General features: G+C 43.1%; 18 protein-coding genes and 3 tRNA genes. 20 read left to right on the forward strand and 1 reads right to left on the reverse strand.

Annotation, left to right across the window (positions count from 1 at the left end; translation table 11 throughout):
• Nucleotides 1-11 precede the first annotated feature (11 nt).
• The 4 genes from orn (at nt 12) to PSF28_RS10240 (ending at nt 1131) form a co-directional block, all read left to right on the forward strand.
• Complete coding sequence (orn, locus tag PSF28_RS10225) at nt 12-557, forward strand: oligoribonuclease (protein WP_210836888.1); 546 nt, start codon at nt 12-14, stop codon at nt 555-557.
• Nucleotides 558-821: 264 nt separating this feature from the next.
• Nucleotides 822-897: transfer RNA gene (locus PSF28_RS10230), tRNA-Gly, on the forward strand.
• A 40-nt stretch (nt 898-937) separates the two neighbouring features.
• Nucleotides 938-1013 (forward strand) — tRNA-Gly (locus tag PSF28_RS10235).
• A gap of 42 nt (nt 1014-1055) precedes the next feature.
• A tRNA-Gly gene (locus PSF28_RS10240) sits at nt 1056-1131 on the forward strand.
• Nucleotides 1132-1817: 686 nt separating this feature from the next.
• Here PSF28_RS10240 and queG read toward each other — a convergent pair.
• Nucleotides 1818-2999, reverse strand: a complete 1182-nt coding sequence (gene queG, locus PSF28_RS10245) for a tRNA epoxyqueuosine(34) reductase QueG (RefSeq protein ID WP_210836890.1) — start codon at nt 2997-2999, stop codon at nt 1818-1820.
• Nucleotides 3000-3286: 287 nt separating this feature from the next.
• Between queG and tsaE the strand changes: the two genes are divergently transcribed.
• The 16 genes from tsaE (at nt 3287) to rplI (ending at nt 19340) form a co-directional block, all read left to right on the forward strand.
• A complete protein-coding gene (tsaE, locus tag PSF28_RS10250; RefSeq protein WP_004907392.1) occupies nt 3287-3751 on the forward strand; it encodes a tRNA (adenosine(37)-N6)-threonylcarbamoyltransferase complex ATPase subunit type 1 TsaE in 465 nt (154 codons plus the stop codon).
• Nucleotides 3752-3765: 14 nt separating this feature from the next.
• Nucleotides 3766-5052, forward strand: coding sequence for an N-acetylmuramoyl-L-alanine amidase AmiB (amiB, locus tag PSF28_RS10255; protein ID WP_272685023.1), 1287 nt, complete (start codon nt 3766-3768; stop codon nt 5050-5052).
• 9 nt (nt 5053-5061) lie between these two features.
• Nucleotides 5062-7032: a DNA mismatch repair endonuclease MutL gene (gene mutL, locus PSF28_RS10260; protein WP_210836894.1), complete on the forward strand. Its 1971-nt coding sequence runs from the start codon at nt 5062-5064 to the stop codon at nt 7030-7032.
• Nucleotides 7025-7966 carry a tRNA (adenosine(37)-N6)-dimethylallyltransferase MiaA gene (miaA, locus tag PSF28_RS10265; protein ID WP_210836895.1) on the forward strand — a complete coding sequence of 314 codons (942 nt, stop codon included), beginning with the start codon at nt 7025-7027 and terminating at the stop codon, nt 7964-7966. Before mutL ends, miaA begins: the two co-directional genes overlap by 8 nt.
• Before the next feature lie 107 nt (nt 7967-8073).
• Nucleotides 8074-8367: an RNA chaperone Hfq gene (gene hfq / locus PSF28_RS10270; protein ID WP_210836896.1), complete on the forward strand. Its 294-nt coding sequence runs from the start codon at nt 8074-8076 to the stop codon at nt 8365-8367.
• 92 nt (nt 8368-8459) lie between these two features.
• A complete protein-coding gene (gene hflX, locus PSF28_RS10275; RefSeq protein WP_272685024.1) occupies nt 8460-9740 on the forward strand; it encodes a ribosome rescue GTPase HflX in 1281 nt (426 codons plus the stop codon).
• A gap of 100 nt (nt 9741-9840) precedes the next feature.
• Nucleotides 9841-11046: an FtsH protease activity modulator HflK gene (gene hflK / locus PSF28_RS10280; RefSeq protein ID WP_210836897.1), complete on the forward strand. Its 1206-nt coding sequence runs from the start codon at nt 9841-9843 to the stop codon at nt 11044-11046.
• Nucleotides 11047-11048: 2 nt separating this feature from the next.
• Nucleotides 11049-12050: a protease modulator HflC gene (gene hflC, locus PSF28_RS10285; RefSeq protein ID WP_004905999.1), complete on the forward strand. Its 1002-nt coding sequence runs from the start codon at nt 11049-11051 to the stop codon at nt 12048-12050.
• A gap of 285 nt (nt 12051-12335) precedes the next feature.
• On the forward strand, nt 12336-13637 hold the full coding sequence (locus PSF28_RS10290) for an adenylosuccinate synthase (RefSeq protein WP_206083163.1): 1302 nt from the start codon (nt 12336-12338) through the stop codon (nt 13635-13637).
• A gap of 329 nt (nt 13638-13966) precedes the next feature.
• Nucleotides 13967-14389: a nitric oxide-sensing transcriptional repressor NsrR gene (nsrR, locus tag PSF28_RS10295; protein WP_210836898.1), complete on the forward strand. Its 423-nt coding sequence runs from the start codon at nt 13967-13969 to the stop codon at nt 14387-14389.
• 42 nt (nt 14390-14431) lie between these two features.
• On the forward strand, nt 14432-16900 hold the full coding sequence (rnr, locus tag PSF28_RS10300; RefSeq protein WP_272685025.1) for a ribonuclease R: 2469 nt from the start codon (nt 14432-14434) through the stop codon (nt 16898-16900).
• 97 nt (nt 16901-16997) lie between these two features.
• A complete protein-coding gene (rlmB, locus tag PSF28_RS10305; protein ID WP_210836901.1) occupies nt 16998-17744 on the forward strand; it encodes a 23S rRNA (guanosine(2251)-2'-O)-methyltransferase RlmB in 747 nt (248 codons plus the stop codon).
• 154 nt (nt 17745-17898) lie between these two features.
• Nucleotides 17899-18294, forward strand: coding sequence for a 30S ribosomal protein S6 (gene rpsF / locus PSF28_RS10310; protein WP_004905988.1), 396 nt, complete (start codon nt 17899-17901; stop codon nt 18292-18294).
• Nucleotides 18295-18302: 8 nt separating this feature from the next.
• Entirely contained in the window at nt 18303-18620 is a 318-nt protein-coding gene (gene priB, locus PSF28_RS10315) for a primosomal replication protein N (RefSeq protein ID WP_004907414.1), read from the forward strand.
• 4 nt (nt 18621-18624) lie between these two features.
• On the forward strand, nt 18625-18852 hold the full coding sequence (rpsR, locus tag PSF28_RS10320) for a 30S ribosomal protein S18 (RefSeq protein WP_000135199.1): 228 nt from the start codon (nt 18625-18627) through the stop codon (nt 18850-18852).
• Nucleotides 18853-18890: 38 nt separating this feature from the next.
• A complete protein-coding gene (gene rplI, locus PSF28_RS10325; RefSeq protein WP_164529242.1) occupies nt 18891-19340 on the forward strand; it encodes a 50S ribosomal protein L9 in 450 nt (149 codons plus the stop codon).
• The last annotated feature ends 122 nt before the right edge of the window (nt 19341-19462 follow it).

Genomic DNA, 19462 nt, shown 5'->3' on the forward strand with positions numbered 1-19462 from the left:
TAGGGTATATCATGCAAAAGAATGAGAATAATTTAATTTGGATCGATTTAGAAATGACGGGGCTCGATCCTGTTCGTGATCGTATTATTGAAATAGCGACCATTGTAACAGATAGTCATCTTAATATTTTAGCAGAAGGCCCTGTAATTGCAGTACATCAAACGGATGAACAACTCGCTTTGATGGATGAGTGGAATGTAAACACTCACACCAATAGCGGTTTAGTTGAACGTGTGCGCAAAAGTACCGTGAGTGAGCGTGGGGCGGAGTTAGCCACCATTGAATTTTTAGAAAAATGGGTTCCCCAAGGGGCATCACCGATTTGTGGGAATAGTGTTGGGCAAGACAGGCGTTTTCTATTTAACTACATGCCTGAATTAGAACGTTATTTCCATTATCGTTATCTTGATGTTAGTACACTTAAAGAACTTGCTCGTCGTTGGAAACCTGAAATTTTAGCAGGTTTTTCGAAGAAAAATACCCATCAAGCGCTGGATGATATTCGTGAATCGGTCGCTGAACTGGCGTATTATCGAGAAACATTTATTAAAGAATAAATGATTCGTTATGAAAGTCGCCATTGGTGACTTTCATTCACGGTTTTTTCTCAATAAGTTAACAATGTTAACGTATTGAAATCAGTTTATTACAACGGGTGTTGATAAAACCACCATTATGATTGAATTGTCAGCAAACGAATAAAAAAATAAAAATTTTGAGCGCAAAAGCTTGCTAGTATCTGAATTTTTCGTATAATGCGCTCCCCGTACCGATGAAGTTTTTGTTATTGAGTCGGCACGTGAAACATCCAGAAATGTGATGCGGGAATAGCTCAGTTGGTAGAGCACGACCTTGCCAAGGTCGGGGTCGCGAGTTCGAGTCTCGTTTCCCGCTCCAAATTTTCTTGATGTTTTAGCTAGAACACTATTTTCGTGATGCGGGAATAGCTCAGTTGGTAGAGCACGACCTTGCCAAGGTCGGGGTCGCGAGTTCGAGTCTCGTTTCCCGCTCCAAACTTTCTTAGTGTTTTAGTAAAATAGCAGTACCCACCAAATGCGGGAATAGCTCAGTTGGTAGAGCACGACCTTGCCAAGGTCGGGGTCGCGAGTTCGAGTCTCGTTTCCCGCTCCAATATTTTCTTTATCTCTTAACTTTTCTTCTTAATTAAATCTCACATAATATCCACTTAACTTAATTTTATTTAAGTGAAATCACTTAGTGCATATGAACTGCGCTTGTTCACTGTTTTTATCCCTTGAACATTAGGATCTAAAAGGGGTTCTCGATCTTTTTTGGATCATATCCAGATTTGTGCTTGCATTCATTTTCAGGGCGCCATAGAATAGCCACCCCTTAGCAATAGGGTGTTTTACTTCCATCTCTAAGATGAAACCATGAAGTTTAAATAACAAACAAAAATATGCTTTTTTATTTGCTTCGAGTGTTTTTTCATTTTAACCTTGCTTTTTGGTCACTTTTGTATTGCTAGTTAACGTAAAATCAGGGTTTTTCTTTTCAACGCGACATGAGAAAGTTATCCACAGCTAACTCAATCAATCTGAGTTTTTATTGCGATTTGAAATAACTTATTACACAGAGTTATCCACAGGCTAATTAACAAATTCCTGTTGTGCTATTTAATTCTAGCGTTTAAGTTGCATTATTGTAACTTATTGATTTTATTGTTGTGTGGATTATTTTGTCAAAATGAGGCTAGCACAGCTTGCAAATTCTTTACCTATTGTCAGGTAAGCATTTTTTATTTTATTCACATCAATTTGACAATTCTTCATTCCGGATATATAGCAGGCTTTTTTCTAAGCGTCTCTCGGTAAACCTTTGTTAATAGCGCGTACAAGGCGTTTTTGCTGTGAAGTTTGAATTGTGACTTGGTTTGCATCGCGTCGGTTAAGCTGTTGTTGTATAGACCATTGGAAGTGCTCATCTAGCATTTCGTTGATCCCCAATCTATTTTGTAAAGCAAGTACAATACGGTCTTGATAAGGTGCATTGCCAAGCGCCACACTGATATTTCGCAGCCACTTAATATAACCAATGCGACGGATTGCAGAGCCTTCGGTCACCTTCAAAAAGGTTTTTTCATCCCATGAGAACAAATCCAGCAGCTCTGGTGTATGTAAGTCCTTTCTTGGACTAAAATCATCTTCATCAGTAAGCTGGGAAAAACGGTTCCACGGGCAAATGAGCTGGCAGTCATCACAACCGTAGATCCGATTTCCCATTAGTGGACGAAATTCTTCTGGGATAGCACTATCTAGCTCGATTGTGAGATAAGAAATACAGCGTCTTGCATCGATGGTGTAAGGTTCAACAATCGCACCTGTTGGGCAGGTTGTCATACAAGCAACACAGCGGCCACAATCTTCTTCGACAGGTTTATCAACAGGAACGGGTAAATTAATCAATAACTCACCGAGAAAAAACCAAGATCCTGCTTCACGATTTAAGACTAATGAATGTTTTCCTGTCCATCCTAGACCCGCTTTAACTGCGAGAGGGCGTTCTAAAATAGGGGCGGAATCGACAAAAGGTCGAAAATTAAGCTCATCGATGGTCGTGCCATTGGGCAGTATCATTCCGTTAAATTCACGACAATAGTCTAAAATACGATCTGAAAGTTGTTTTAGGCGTTTTTTTAATAGTTTATGGTAGTCTCGCCCTAGGGCATAACGGCTGATATAACCTAATTCAGGGTTATTTAATGTACTGGCAAATGCGGCTTTAGCTGGCAAGTAATTCATACGCACGCTAATGACACGTAACGTGCCTGGGTGCAGTTCGTGTGGTCTGGCTCGCATCATTCCATGGCGGCTCATCCATTCCATCTCGCCATGAAATTGTTTATCTAGCCATGCTTGTAATTTAGGCTCTTCCGCAGAAAGGTCAGTATCGCAGATCCCTACTTGTTGGAAACCTGCTTCAATGCCCCATTGTTTAATATTCTGAGCGAGAAGATCGAGATCGAGGTATCTTGCCATCAGATCCTATCTTGATAAAGATTAAAACGGCAGGCACTCTACCATGACCTGCGTTGTTCATCAAAACGCATGAAAAATGCCGTCAATATTGAAAACAATTATAGGATATTTCTGAACTCATCATTCAAGCAATGTTAATTAAGAAAAAAGCCCCATCTTAGGTTAATATGAGCGGTAATATTGATGTTTGTTGATATCTCTTTATGCATTTTGATCAGCAATATAAACTATGCATTTAAAGGATAAACAGGCGACACCGCCTATTAATGACATAATAAAAGAACAATATGAAAGAATGTACAATACAACTTGCCAATGAAGCGCAAACTGTTGCGTTAGGTAATGCTATCGCTAAGGCTTGCCACCAAAGCACAGTCATTCACTTATACGGTGATCTTGGTGCAGGGAAAACCACCTTTAGCCGAGGTTTTTTGCAAGCGCTAGGCCATCAAGGCCATGTAAAAAGTCCAACTTACACATTAGTTGAACCCTATGAATTAGCGGATCGTCAAGTCTTCCACTTTGATCTCTATCGGTTAGCAGATCCTGAAGAACTTGAATTTATGGGAATTCGTGACTATTTTTCTGGAAATTCGATCTGTTTGGTCGAATGGCCGCAACAAGGTAAAGGTTTTTTACCTGAAGCGGATCTTGAGCTCCATCTGACCTATCAAGGCGAAGGGCGTCAGGCTCACTTTGTTGCTTTTTCTGCCAATGGGGAGTCGTTGTTAGAAGCATTACCCCTACTCTAAGGAAGCTATTGCTCATGTTGAATGCATCAATGCACAGAATAACAAAAAAGGGTTTTTTTACTGTTTTCGTCTTGTTTATGGTATCTGTCATGTGGCTGTTTGCTGCAAAAACACAAGCGGCGACATTATCGAATATTCAAGTTAACAATAGTCCATCACAAGCAGAAGTGGTACTAAGCTTTGTTGATGGTAAGCCTGATTACGCCTATTTCCCATTGCATTCACCTGAGCGTCTTGTTGTTGATATCAAACAGCGAGGCGAGATTATTGGCTTACCGCTTAAAGTTCCCGCAGGGGATCTTATAAAACTAGTACGGGCAAGCCAACCTTCTGATAATCAACATAAACGCTTAGTTTTAGAGCTATCTCGTGCAGCCAAAACGAAAGCAATGCTTAAACAAATTTCAGGTGAATATCAGTTGGTATTAACGATATCGACGGGAGATTCATCCAGTTCTACCTCCTTTAATCAAACCAATAATACGGTTAAACCAGCGGCAAACAGCGCTCAAGATAAACCATTGAAGATGAATAATCCTGCGCCTGTTACCACGCCAACACTGACTAAATATAAAAATATGCCGAAGGGCAGCAAGCAGGTAGTCATTGCTATTGATGCAGGGCACGGTGGAAAAGACCCTGGTGCGATTGGTAAGAATGGTTATAAAGAAAAGGATGTGACTCTTAGTGTCGCACGTAAGTTATACCAACGCCTTGAAGCCGATCCAATGTTTAAACCCGCGATGACCCGTGATGGAGACTATTTTATTTCCGTTAGTGGCCGTTCTGATGTGGCACGTAAGAAAGGGGCTAATATGTTGGTGTCAATTCACGCAGACTCGGCTCCAAATAGCAGTGCACGAGGAGCATCAGTGTGGGTATTGTCTAATCGACGTGCAAACAGTGAGCTGGGTAGTTGGCTCGAACAACGTGAAAAACAATCTGAATTATTAGGTGGGGCGGGTGATGCGCTTAGTGGTGCGGACCCTTATTTAAGCCAAGCTGTTTTAGATCTACAATTCGGCCATTCTCAGCGTGTGGGGTACGATGTTGCGGTTAAAGTGATCGAACAGCTGCGAAAAGTGGGTAATATTCATAAAAGAACACCTGAGCATGCAAGTTTAGGTGTATTGCGTTCCCCAGATATCCCATCGATTTTAGTCGAAACTGGTTTTATTAGTAATACGGCAGAAGAACAGTTGCTAAAATCTAATGAATTCCAAGACAAAGTCGCAGAAGCTATCCATTTAGGATTACGTCAATATTTCTTGGCAAATCCAATACAAGCGGCGCCACAATAAGGGGAAGACATGGCAATACATATTCTTTCCCCACAGCTAGCCAACCAAATTGCGGCAGGAGAAGTGGTCGAAAGGCCTGCGTCAGTGGTCAAAGAGCTCGTTGAGAACAGCCTTGATGCTGGGGCAACGCGTATTGATATCGACATTGAGCGTGGTGGAGAAAAACTGATCCGTATTCGTGATAATGGCTGTGGTATCGGTAAAGATGAACTGATTCTGGCTTTAGCTCGCCATGCGACCAGTAAAATTGCCACTTTGGATGACCTTGAAGCTATTATGAGTATGGGGTTTCGCGGTGAAGCGCTAGCGAGTATCAGTTCCGTTTCACGTTTAACATTGACATCTAAGCCCGCAGACCAAACAGAAGCATGGCAATCATATGCCGAAGGCCGGGATATGGAAGTGATGGTTAAACCCGCAGCTCATCCCAATGGCACAACGGTTGAAGTATTAGATTTATTCTATAATACGCCAGCTCGCCGTAAATTTATGCGCACAGAAAAAACCGAGTTCGGCCATATTGATGAAATTGTTCGCCGAATTGCACTTTCTCGCCCAGATGTGGCTATTAACCTGACTCACAACGGGAAATTAGTAAAGCAATACCGAGCCGCTCATGATGAAGCACAGCAAGAGCGGCGTCTCGGAACGATTTGCGGAACGGGTTTTCTGCAAGGCGCTTTGGCGTTATCTTGGGAACATAGCGACCTTGCTATCAAAGGGTGGGTCGTTTCTCCATCAATGACATCAGGTAGCGAAACGCAATATTGCTATGTTAATGGCCGTATGATGCGTGACCGCCTAATTAACCATGCTATTCGCCAAGCCTATGAAGGGCATTTAGACGAAAACCAACAGCCTGCTTATGTCTTGTATTTGACCATTGATCCAAAACAAGTTGATGTTAACGTACACCCAGCAAAACATGAGGTTCGTTTTCACCAAGCCCGCTTGGTACATGATTTTATTTATCAAGCGGTGCGAACGGTATTATTAGAAGCTGCATCTATTGATGAGCTTCCGGGTATTGAACCGGCAAATATAGAGTTAGAAAATCGACCTTCTGCAGGGGAAAACTATTTTTCTTCACCAAACCTGGCTTCCAAGCAACATAAGACAGAAAATCATACGCTCATCGAAAATACCGTTCGAGAGTCTAAAATACCTTATGATAAGCCTAGTCACTTAAAGGATAATACGGCAAATCACGCTTTTTCTTCACCGAAGTCAACATCAGGTTTTTCAGGAAATGTGCCAGCAAAAACGTTTGGTTCAACGTATGACAAAAAAGCGGGTGAGCTGTATCAGAGCTTAATGTCTATTCCCGTTGCCTCTGAAGATAAAAAACCGCTTTTTCCTGAGCGTAAACCGATAAACTCGCCACAAATATCGTCACAACCTGTAGCAAAAAATGCGGATAACTACCTTTTTGGCAAAGTATTGACAATTTACGCAAAAAACTTTGCATTAATTGAGTCTTCGTTGGGGCTAATCCTGTTATCCTTAACGGAAGCTAATTATTTATTGAAATTGTCACAATTATCACCGGGTGGTGGAGCATTAAAGCCTCAGCCATTATTAATACCTCTAAAAGTGTCACTTAAAAATGATGAAATAGAGGTTTTACAGCGGTACAAGGAACAATTGACAATATTTGGTATCGAAGCCACGATATTACATGGAAAAGTAACAATTCATACGGTATCGTTACCATTAAGAACACAAAATTTATCACAGCTTTTTTCTGAATTACTCGATTTTTTATCGAGAAAAGAAAGTGTAACTGACGAAGAGATTGCACAATGGCTCGCTAAAGCAGTTTCACAGGTTAAAACAGAGGAAAGTTGGAGTTTAGCACAGGCTGTTCAGTTGCTGGCTGATGTTGAGCGGGTATGCCCACAGTGGGTAAAAAATCCCCCACCAACATTATTACAATTAATTAATTTACAATCCGTGGTAGCTACACTAACAAATGAGTGATTTAGCAACTCAGAAAAAACCTGACGCAATATTCCTAATGGGTCCAACGGCCTCAGGTAAAACCGCTTTAGCGATAGAACTTCGCAAGCATTTGCCTGTGGAAATTATTAGTGTCGATTCGGCATTAATTTACCGAGGAATGGATATTGGCACAGCAAAACCAACAGCAGAAGAACTCAGCCAAGCTCCTCATCGTCTGATTGACATTCTCGATCCGTCTCTACCATACAGTGCTGCCGATTTTCGCCGTGACGCATTAAATGCCATGGCTGAAATTACCTCACAAGGTAAAATTCCATTATTAGTCGGTGGCACAATGTTGTATTTTAAAGCCTTATTAGAAGGACTTTCACCACTTCCTTCAGCTGACCCAACAGTTCGTACTGAAATTGAACACATTGCTAAAGAACAAGGGTGGGGGGAAATTCATCGCCGTCTTACGGAGGTTGACCCAGTTGCCGCAGCAAGGATCCACCCTAACGATCCACAAAGATTATCCCGTGCTTTAGAGGTATATCTCATTTCGGGACAAACTTTGACTGAAATGACACAAACAGCTGGGGAAGAATTACCTTATAATGTGTTTCAGTTTGCTATTGCGCCACAAGATCGTAAAATTTTACATGAGCGCATAGAACAACGTTTTCATCTGATGATAGATGCGGGCTTTGAAGAAGAAGTTCGTAAATTGCATCAACGAAATGATTTACATGTTGATCTCCCTTCTATCCGTTGTGTGGGGTATCGGCAAATGTGGTCATATTTAGATGGTGAAATTAGCCATGATGAAATGATTTATCGGGGAATTTGTGCAACTCGCCAATTGGCAAAACGTCAAATTACCTGGTTAAGAGGCTGGGAGAATGTTCATTGGTTAGATAGTGAGCAACCTCAGCAAGCGCTTAGCACCGTTATGCAGGTTATGCGTGCATAGGACTGATGTTTGTGTACAATTAGAACGTTAAGCGCAATTTTTGAGTAGTTACTTTTTGGAATCTAAAAGATTCTCTTTTAAAAACAACAAAATAAGGAAAACATAGAATGGCTAAGGGGCAATCTTTGCAAGATCCGTTCCTGAACGCATTACGTCGTGAAAGGGTTCCGGTCTCTATTTATCTCGTTAATGGCATCAAATTGCAGGGGCAAATTGAGTCTTTTGACCAATTTGTTATTTTATTAAAAAACACAGTTAGCCAGATGGTTTATAAACACGCTATCTCGACTGTTGTCCCTGCTCGCCCTGTTTCTCATCATAGCGGCACTACGGGTAGCACTGGCAATGGTAATTACCATTCAGGTAACCCTGCAGCGCAAGATGGCGAAGTAACTGAGTAAGTTTGTACGCTAAAAGACAAGGAAAGCATGGGTAGGGAGACTGTACCTGTGTTTTTCCTTTGCAATTATTGTTTAGCCTAAGAGGTTACACCTTGTTTGATAGGTATGAAGGCGGTGAACTAGCTGTATTAGTCCATGTCTTTTTTTCTCAAGAAAAAGACGTTGATAATCTGGCAGAATTTGAGTCACTTGTGACATCTGCTGGCGTAAAACCAGTACAAATAGTCACGGGCAGTCGTAAAGCCCCTCATCCAAAGTTTTTTGTTGGGGAAGGTAAAGCAGAAGAAATTGCCCAAGCTGTTGAGGAAAGTGGTGCAGATGTGGTGTTGTTTAATCATATTCTAAGCCCTGCTCAAGAACGTAATCTCGAAAGGATTTGCCAATGTAAGGTGGTTGACCGTACAGGGGTAATTTTAGATATTTTTGCTCAACGCGCACGTACACACGAAGGTAAGCTTCAAGTTGAATTGGCTCAGTTAAGGCATTTATCGACTCGCTTAGTGAGGGGATGGACGCACTTAGAGCGACAAAAAGGCGGGATTGGCTTACGAGGTCCCGGTGAAACTCAACTTGAAACTGACCGCCGGCTATTAAGAGATAAAATTAAACAAATCTTATCTCGTCTTAGTCGGGTGGAAAAACAGCGTGAACAAGGGCGTCAAGCGAGAAGTAAGGCTGATATCCCGACTATTTCGCTTGTCGGTTATACCAACGCTGGTAAGTCTAGTTTGTTTAACCGCATGACGGCCGCTGATGTTTATGCTGCTGACCAGTTATTTGCAACACTTGACCCAACACTTCGTCGTATTGATGTAGAAGATGTTGGTGTTGTCGTTCTTGCAGATACTGTGGGTTTTATCCGTCATTTACCCCATGATTTGGTTGCAGCTTTTAAAGCAACCCTGCAAGAAACACGTGAAGCAACGTTACTGCTGCACGTTATCGATGCAGCTGATAATCGCTTGGATGAAAATATTCATGCAGTTGAAAGTGTGTTAGAAGAAATCGAAGCGGATGAAATACCAACACTTTTAGTGATGAACAAAGTTGATATGCTAGAGGATTTTGTCCCGCGTATTGACAGAGATGAGGATAACAAGCCGGTTCGTGTCTGGGTTTCAGCGCAAACGGGCGATGGTATCTCATTGCTGCTACAGGCATTGACGGAACGTCTTTCAGGTGAAATCGCACATGTTGAATTGCGTTTACCACCGAATGAAGGCCGTTTACGTAGCCGTTTCTACCAACTTCAGTCAATCGAACGTGAATGGCAGGAAGAAGACGGCTCAATTGGCCTTGAGGTGCGTATGCCAATGGTGGATTGGCGGCGTCTGTGCAAACAAGAGCAGCAATTACCTGACTACGTTATTTAATTGCTTTGGTGGTTAATGATGTAGTTAGGCAATGGAATTGATATTAAGAGCCCTATCGCTCTTAGCCCTGAAAATCAATCATAAAGAATGGAGCTAAAACATGGCGTGGAATCAGCCCGGTAATGACGGACAAGACCGCGATCCGTGGGGAAGCGGCAATAAAGGCGGCAACTCTGGCGGGAACAAAGGTGGTCGAAAACGTGGGGCTTATGATCTCGACGATCTCTTTCGTAAACTAGGCAGCAAGCTTGGTGGAAATAAAGGCAGCGGTGGTGATGGCGATAATAAACAACCATCACAAATCAGCGGCCGTTTAGGTATGTTAGCTCTTGCTGCTATCGTTGTTGTATGGGCAGGTTCAGGCTTCTACACCATCAAAGAAAGTGACCGTGGCGTAGTATTACGTTTTGGTGAATATAGTGGTGTTGTTGGGCCTGGTTTGAACTGGAAACCAACCTTCATTGATAGGGTTATTCCTGTCAACGTGGAAACCGTACGAGAACAAGCAACAAATGGCATGATGTTAACGTCAGATGAAAACGTGATCCGCGTTGAAATGAACGTTCAATATCGTGTTACCGACCCTGCGCAATATTTATTTAGTGTCACAAACCCAGACAATAGTCTGCGTCAGGCGCTAGATAGTGCTGTGCGTGGTGTAATCGGTCAGTCTGCGATGGAGCAAGTACTGACTACGAATCGTGCTTTTATCCGTGATGTAACACAAAAAGAGCTCGAAGCAACAATTGCACCATATAAAATGGGTATCACACTGCTTGACGTCAACTTCCAAGCTGCACGTCCACCTGAAGATGTTAAAGCGGCATTTGATGACGTAATCTCAGCAAGGGAAGAAGAACAAAAAACGATTCGTGAAGCACACGCTTACCGAAATGAAGTTCTTCCACTGGCAAAAGGTAACGCACAACGCCTAATTGAAGAAGCTGAAGCATATAAAGCGAGTGTGGTTTTCAAAGCAGAGGGTGAGGTCGCAAGCTTTGCGAAAATGTTACCTGAATACCGTGCTGCACCAGAAATCACCCGTGAGCGTCTGTATATCGACACCATGGAGCGTGTGTTAAGTAATACACGTAAAGTAATTGCGAATGATAAGAGCAACAGCATGTTAGTGCTGCCACTTGACCAAATCATGCGCGGTACAAATTCAGATGCGGCTTCAACGTCAAAAGCTAATCCGTCAGCAAGAATGGCGACGCCAAGCAATAGTTCGTCATCATCTGCTGCAACACCTGTACAGCCAAACAGCGCTGTTCGTGGTGATGCTGTTAGAGTAGGGAGACAATAATCATGCGTAAATCGCTAATTGTTATCGTTATTGCCATCTTGGCAGTTGCATACGCATCTATCTTTATTGTTCCTCAAACTGACCGCGGTATCGTATTGCGTTTTGGTAAGGTTCTACGTGACTCTGAAAACAAACCGATCATTTATGAGCCAGGTCTGCATTTCAAAGTTCCATTTATTGAAACGGTGAAAATGTTAGATGCGCGTATTCAGACTCTTGAAATTCAAGCTGACCGTTATCTGACAAGTGAAAACAAAGACTTAATGGTGGACTCCTACCTGAAATGGCGCGTGACTGATTTCAGTCGTTACTATGTAGCGACTGGCGGTGGTAACCCATTCCAAGCAGAAACCCTGTTAAAACGTAAATTTAGTGACCGTTTACGTTCTGAGTTTGGTCGTTTAAGCGTTAAAGACATTATCACTGATTCACGTGGGCGTTTAACGGTTGATGTGCGTGATGCCTTGAACAAAGGTACTGCAATTGACGACTCAACAAAAGAAGCGGATGCAGCGATTGCGGATGCAGCTAAACGTGTTGAAGAGGAAACGAACCTGAAGCCACTGGTTGTGAATGCAAACAGTATGGCGGCGTTAGGTATCGAGGTTGTCGATGTACGTATTAAACGTATTGAGCTGCCAAACGAAGTTTCTGAAGCTATCTATGCGCGTATGCGTGCAGAACGTGAAGCAGTTGCACGTCAACATCGTTCACAAGGTCAAGAAGAAGCGACTAAGATCCGCGCTGTTGCAGATAAAACAGTAACAGAAACGTTGGCTGAAGCAGAGCGTACCGCACTAACTTACCGAGGTGAAGGTGATGCGATGGCAACGAAACTGTTTGCTGATGCATTCAACCAAGATCCAGAGTTCTATGCGTTTATTCGTAGCTTGCGTGCCTATGAGCAAAGCTTCAAGAGTGGTGAAGACGTGATGGTATTAAGTCCAGACACTGACTTCTTCCGCTTTATGAAAGCACCAACTAAGCTTCGTGCAACAGATTAATAAATAATCAGACTAAGTTGCGTGCAACCTAGCAAAATAACTGTTAATCTATTAAAGAAAAGCCCGCTTCGGTGGGCTTTTTTTCGCCTGTCGTTTTAAGTATAGGATTTTTCAGGGAAAATTTGAGCTGCTCAACTGATGGCATTCATTTTGAGTTTACGGCAGAAATAAAAAATACCATTTTACTTGCTTTCCAGAAAAAAATTTTTGTATTGCCAAAATATCACTGGAACAGTTCATTTTTGATGGTAGAATTCATTTTTAAGCAACCGAGTGTATTTCAAAATGGGTAAGAACGTTGTCGTACTGGGCACCCAATGGGGTGACGAAGGGAAGGGCAAGATCGTTGACTTGCTGACAGAGCGTGCTAAATACGTAGTTCGCTATCAGGGCGGCCATAATGCTGGCCATACTCTTGTTGTAAACGGTGAAAAAACCGTTCTCCACTTAATTCCATCCGGTATTCTTCGTGAAAATGTCATCAGCATCATCGCTAATGGTGTTGTTCTTGCGCCAGACGCATTAATGAAAGAGATGAAAGAATTGGAAGACCGCGGTGTTCCTGTTCGCGAACGTTTACGTCTTTCAGAGGCATGTCCACTGATCCTGCCTTATCATGTTGCATTAGATAATGCGCGTGAGAAAGCTCGTGGTTCCAAAGCGATTGGAACAACAGGTCGTGGTATTGGTCCTGCTTACGAAGACAAAGTTGCTCGTCGTGGCTTACGTGTTGGTGATTTATTCGATAAAGCAACTTTTGCAGAAAAATTAAAAGAAATCGTCGAATACCATAACTTCCAACTCGTTAATTACTATAAAGAACCTGCTGTTGATTACCAAAAAACGCTAGACGATATCATGGCTGTTGCCGATATCCTGACTGGCATGGTAATCGATGTATCTGATCTGCTGTACAAAGCAAGCCAGAACAACGAATTCGTGATGTTTGAAGGTGCACAAGGCACATTATTGGACATCGACCACGGTACTTATCCGTATGTAACCTCTTCAAATACCACTGCGGGTGGTGTTGCAACAGGTTCTGGTTTAGGTCCACGTTATGTCAACTACGTATTAGGTATCATCAAAGCTTACTCAACGCGTGTTGGTGCGGGTCCATTCCCAACTGAGCTGTTTGATGAAGTGGGTGAATTCCTGCGTGAAAAAGGCCAAGAATTTGGTGCAACGACGGGTCGTAAACGCCGTACTGGTTGGTTAGATATCGTTGCGATTAATCGTGCGGTACAAATTAACTCACTGTCAGGCTTCTGTATGACTAAACTGGATGTTTTAGACGGTTTAGAAGAAGTCAAAATTTGTGTAGGTTACCGTCGTCCAGATGGCAAAGTGCTTGAAACAACGCCTTTAGCTGCTGATGAGTGGGATGGCTTAGAGCCAGTTTATGAATCAATGCCAGGTTGGAAAGAAACAACTTTTGGTGTAAAACAAAGAGAATTACTGCCACAGGCAGCTCTGAATTACATCAAACGCGTTGAAGAACTAACGGGTATTCCAGTTGATATTATTTCAACCGGTCCAGATCGTTCAGAAACCATGATCCTGCGTGATCCATTTGACGTTGAGTAATAACACTGACTGCGCCTAATACAGGCGCAGTTTTTTACTGCTTTACCTCCTTCCACTATGCAGCTTCTTTGATAAAACAGTCAAAATTCCCCATAATGATTGAATCAAGTCACTTTTGTGTGCAAATTATGTGCAATTAAGTGCATATTTGACTTGTGTTATACGTTAAACTTTATTTAACGACATATAATTTATTAGCATGCTATATTTTGTTCAGAAAACTGAAAGTGTTGGGTTAGAAATAGTAAGCGTGAATTTTAAAATAAGTCGCATTTTTTAGGCCAATGATTTGCGGCCAACAGCGTTATAGCTAAAATTTTGAGGTGATTGTGCAACTGACTAGTTTTACAGATTATGGGTTACGAGCTCTTATTTACCTGGCATCCCTAGGTGAAGGGAAAATGACCAGTATTACAGAGGTCACCGAAGTTTACGGTGTATCGCGTAACCATATGGTAAAAATTATTAATCAGCTCAGTCACCTAGGTTATATTAAAGCCACTCGTGGCAAAAATGGCGGGATTACACTAGGGCAACCAGCAGAATCAATTCGTATAGGGGACGTTGTCAGAGCATTAGAGCCCCTGACTCTTGTTAATTGTAGTGGTGAGTTTTGCCACATTACACCTGCATGTCGTTTAAAAGGTGTGCTACACCAAGCAATACAGCAGTTTTTACAAGAACTTGATCAATACACGCTGGCGGACATGGTGAAAGATAACGGCCCGCTCTATCAACTACTGCTTAACTAGCATTTGCGGTAGTTATGAATTCTGATGACAACGGAGGTAACGATGTCACAAGATCCTTTTCAGGAAAGAGAAGCAGAAAAATACGAGTCCCCAATTCCAAGTCGAGAATACATTCTTGACCTTATCTCGAAGCGTACTGCACCAGCTAATCGCGAAGAAATCGCACAATTATTGAATTTATCGACAGAAGATGAATTAGAGGCACTGCGTCGTCGGTTAAGAGCCATGGAACGGGATGGGCAATTAGTCTTCACTCGCCGTCAGTGTTATGCATTACCGGAGCGTTTAGACTTATTAAAAGGGAAAGTGATTGGCCACCGTGATGGCTACGGCTTCCTACGTGTTGAGGGTAAAAAAGAAGATTACTATTTATCTCAAGACGAAATGAAACGCGCCCTACATGGTGACGTTATTCTAGCGCAACCTTATGGGCAAGACCGTAAGGGGCGGACAGAGGTTCGTGTTGTTCGTGTGTTAGAACCGCGTAATAACCAAATTGTTGGCCGGTATTTTATTGAATCGGGTATGGGGTTTGTCGTACCGGATGATAGCCGTTTAAGCTTTGATATTTTGATTCCGAAAGATCGCGTCCTTGGCGCTCGTATGGGGAATGTGGTGGTGGTTGAATTAGTCACCCGCCCACAACGTCGTTCGCAAGCGGTGGGGAATATCATTGAAGTATTAGGCGAAACAATGGGAACGGGTATGGCGGTGGAAATCGCTTTACGTACCCATGAAATCCCACATTCATGGCCACCACAAGTTGAAAAACAAGTTGCGGACCTGAGTGAGCATGTCCCTGAATCGGCGAAAAAAGGGCGCGCTGATTTACGTGATCTCCCTTTAGTGACCATTGATGGCGAAGATGCCCGCGACTTTGATGATGCGGTTTATTGTGCACCGAAAAAAGGTGGTGGTTGGCGCTTATGGGTGGCCATTGCGGATGTAAGCTATTATGTCCGTCCTCAAACGGCTCTAGATACAGAAGCTCGTAGTCGCGGTAACTCGGTATATTTTCCATCTCAAGTTGTTCCTATGCTCCCCGAAGTCTTATCGAACGGCCTGTGCTCACTAAACCCTGGTGTTGACCGCCTGTGTATGGTGTGCGAAATGACAGTATCGGCATCTGGTAAGCTTTCGTCATACAAGTTCTATGAAGCGGTTATAAGTTCTCATGCAAGGTTAACTTACACGAAAGTGTGGAAAATCTTGGAAGGAGATGAAGAGCTGCGTGAGCACTATAAAGCCTTAGTGCCGCATATTGAGCATCTACATCAATTATATAAAGCACTGGATGCTGCGCGTATTGAGCGTGGTGCAATTTCTTTCGAATCTGAAGAAGCGAAATTCATTTTTAACGCAGAACGCCGTATTGAAAGTATCGAACCCGTTGAGCGCAATGATGCACATAAATTGATTGAAGAGTGCATGATTTTGGCTAACATTGCGGCGGCTCGGTATGTTGAGAAAAATGAAGAGCCTGCATTGTACCGTGTGCATGACCGTCCTAAAGAAGAAAGCGTGATGAATTTACGCTCAGTATTCAGTGAATTAGGTTTGACTCTACCAGGTGGAATGAAACCAGAGCCGAAAGATTATGCGCAGGTAATGAATGAAGTGGCTGAGCGCCCTGATCATGAATTACTGCAAACCATGATTTTACGTTCGATGAAACAAGCGATTTATGATCCTGAAAACCGCGGTCACTTTGGCTTAGGTTTGAAATCGTATGCTCACTTTACATCACCAATTCGTCGTTATCCTGACCTGACGTTACATCGTGGGATAAAATATTTACTGGCGAAAGAACATGGTCATTCAGATAAGCGCTGGACGGAAACAGGTGGCTGGCATTCAGACATGGATAGCATGTTACAGCTTGGTGAGCACTGTTCAATGACTGAGCGCCGTGCTGATGAAGCGACTCGTGACGTGGCTGACTGGCTGAAATGTGATTTCATGCAAGACCAAGTTGGTCAAACCTTTACAGGTTTAATTACCAGTGTGACCGGTTTTGGTTTCTTTGTGCGCCTTAATGATTTATTTATTGATGGTTTAGTGCATATTTCAACGTTGGATAATGACTACTACCGTTATGATGCGGTCGGCCAGCGTTTAATTGGTGAATCATCAGGTACCACTTATCGTCTTGGTGATGAAGTGGAAATTCGTGTCGAAGCGGTGCATATGGATGAGCGTACCATTGATTTCGCCTTAATTTCAACTACTCGTAAAGCGAAAAACCCGGGCAAAACAGCGCGGGACAAAATGAAGCAAGAAGTGAAAAATGCGACGCGTCCAGCTCGTCGAAAAGCGGATGCGAGCAAAGATAAAAACTTCGAGCCTGATTCTGCATTTCGCCGTTCAGAGAAAAAAGGGAAAAAAGCTGAAGCTAAGCCAGAGGCGAAAGGGAAAGGAAAAGGCAAAAAGCCGTCTGATAAAACCAGAAAAATTACAGCAAAATTAAAAGCTAAACGCGTTGCAAAAAAATCCCAAAAACAAGAGGGATAATGGTATTGCTGTAGTTATTAACCATAGTTATTAACCATCGTTATTAACCAAAGTGGCGTGTTAGCGCCACTTTACTATTTATATAAATAAGAAATTTATGAGCGAAATGATTTATGGCATTCACGCAGTGAAAGCCTTACTGGAGCGTTCACCGCAACGCATTAAAGAAGTCTATATTTTGAAAGGCCGTGAAGATCGCCGATTAATGCCGTTGGTGCATGAAATTGAAGCGTTAGGTGTCGTCGTTCAAGTGGCGAATCGTCAATGGATGGATAGCCAAACTGAAGGTGCGGTTCACCAAGGTATCATTGCGAAAGTACTACCAGGTAAACAATATCAAGAAGGTGACCTGCCTGATTTATTGGAGAGCACACCATCGCCATTTTTATTGGTATTGGATGGCGTGACAGACCCACATAACTTAGGTGCATGTTTACGTAGCGCTGATGCGGCAGGTGTTCATGCTGTGATTGTACCGAAAGATAAGTCAGCCCAATTGAATGCGACTGCGAAAAAAGTAGCCTGCGGCGCGGCAGAAAACATCCCTCTTATTCGCGTGACGAATTTGGCAAGGACATTACGTTTGTTGCAAGAATATAATGTGTGGATTGTGGGAACGGCAGGTGAAGCTGATCACAATTTATATCAAAGCAAGTTAACGGGTCCAATAGCTCTGGTGATGGGCGCTGAAGGTGAAGGTATGCGTCGTTTAACTCGTGAGCACTGTGACGAGTTAATTAGCATTCCAATGGCCGGTTCCGTTTCTTCGCTTAATGTTTCTGTGGCGACGGGCGTCTGCTTATTTGAAGCCGTACGCCAGCGTTTAGCCACCACTGAAAAATAATATTTGCGGTAAAACGCATCCACCTCTTGAGTTTTATCTCAGGGGTGGGTATAGTTACGCGTCAATTTTTTAGCCGCACTCAACAAGTTCCTTGCCTCCGCGGGCCGCGGTTAACCCAGACAGGAGGCTAATAATCCGTAAGGAGCAACTACTAATGCGTCATTACGAAATCGTTTTTATGGTCCATCCTGACCAAAGCGAACAGGTTCCGGGCATGATCGAGCGTTACAGTGCTGTTATCACTAACGCACAAGGTCAGATTCACCGTCTGGAAGACTGGGGCCGCCGTCAACTGGCTTACCCAATCAACAAACTGCACAAAGCACACTATGTTCTTCTGAACGTAGAAGCGCCGCAGGAAGCGATTGATGAGCTGGAAACTAACTTCCGCTTCAACGATGCCGTTATCCGCAGCATGGTTATGCGCTTAAAACACGCAGTAACAGAAGCTTCTCCAATGGTCAAAGCTAAAGACGAACGTCGTGGCCGTGACATGTCTGATGAATATCAGGATGAAGAAGTAGAAGAAACTGGGGATTCTGAAGAGTAATTGCGCAAGTGACCACTAATCGTTTGGTGCTCACAGGCACAGTCTGTAAAGCATTGATTCGAAAAGTGAGTCCGTCAGGCATTCCTCACTGCCAGTTTGTTTTAGAACATCGTTCGGAGCAACAGGAAGCGGGGTTGTCAAGGCAAGCATGGTGCAGAATGCCCATTATCGCCAGCGGACAAACCTTACAAGCTCATACTCACAGTATAACGGTCGGCAGTTGGATTACAGTAAGCGGTTTCATTAGTACCCATCAGGGTCGCAATGGGATCAGCAAGATTGTCCTCCATGCCGAGCAGATTGATTTGATAGATTCTGGAGACTAGCCATATGGCACGTTATTTCCGTCGTCGCAAGTTCTGCCGTTTCACAGCGGAAGGCGTTCAAGAGATCGACTATAAAGATATCGCAACGCTGAAAAACTATATCACTGAAAGTGGTAAAATTGTACCAAGCCGTATTACCGGTACTCGTGCAAAATATCAACGCCAGCTCGCTCGTGCTATCAAGCGCGCTCGCTACCTGTCTCTGTTACCATACACTGATCGTCATCAGTAATTGGTACAGTCCATTAACGACTAATAGAGGATAAGGTAATGCAAGTTATTCTGCTTGATAAAGTAGCTAACCTAGGTAGCCTGGGTGACCAAGTTAACGTTAAATCGGGCTACGCTCGTAACTTCTTAGTACCACAGGGCAAAGCTGTTCCTGCAACTAAGAAAAACGTTGAATTTTTCGAAGCTCGCCGCGCTGAACTGGAAGCTAAATTAGCTGACGTTCTGGCAGCAGCACAGGCTCGTGCAGCAGCTGTTACTGCACTGGGTTCTGTTACTCTGGCTTCTAAAGCTGGTGACGAAGGTAAACTGTTCGGTTCAATCGGTACTCGTGATATCGCTGACGCAATTACTGCGGCTGGCGTTCAAATCGCGAAAAGCGAAGTTCGCCTGCCAAACGGCGTTCTGCGTACTACTGGTGACCACGAAGTTCACTTCCAGTTACACAGCGATGTTTTCGCAGAGCTGAACGTTATCATCGTTGCTGAGTAATCAATAATGATGATATGCATCATTGGGTTATCCATGGTGCAAATAAAAAACACCGGCTAAGTCCGGTGTTTTTTGCTTTCTAGATATCTGTTTTTTATTTCACAAGGGTTTTTGCACTAATG

The sequence above is a fragment of the Providencia sp. PROV130 genome (assembly GCF_028482225.1).
Classification (GTDB): domain Bacteria; phylum Pseudomonadota; class Gammaproteobacteria; order Enterobacterales; family Enterobacteriaceae; genus Providencia; species Providencia rettgeri.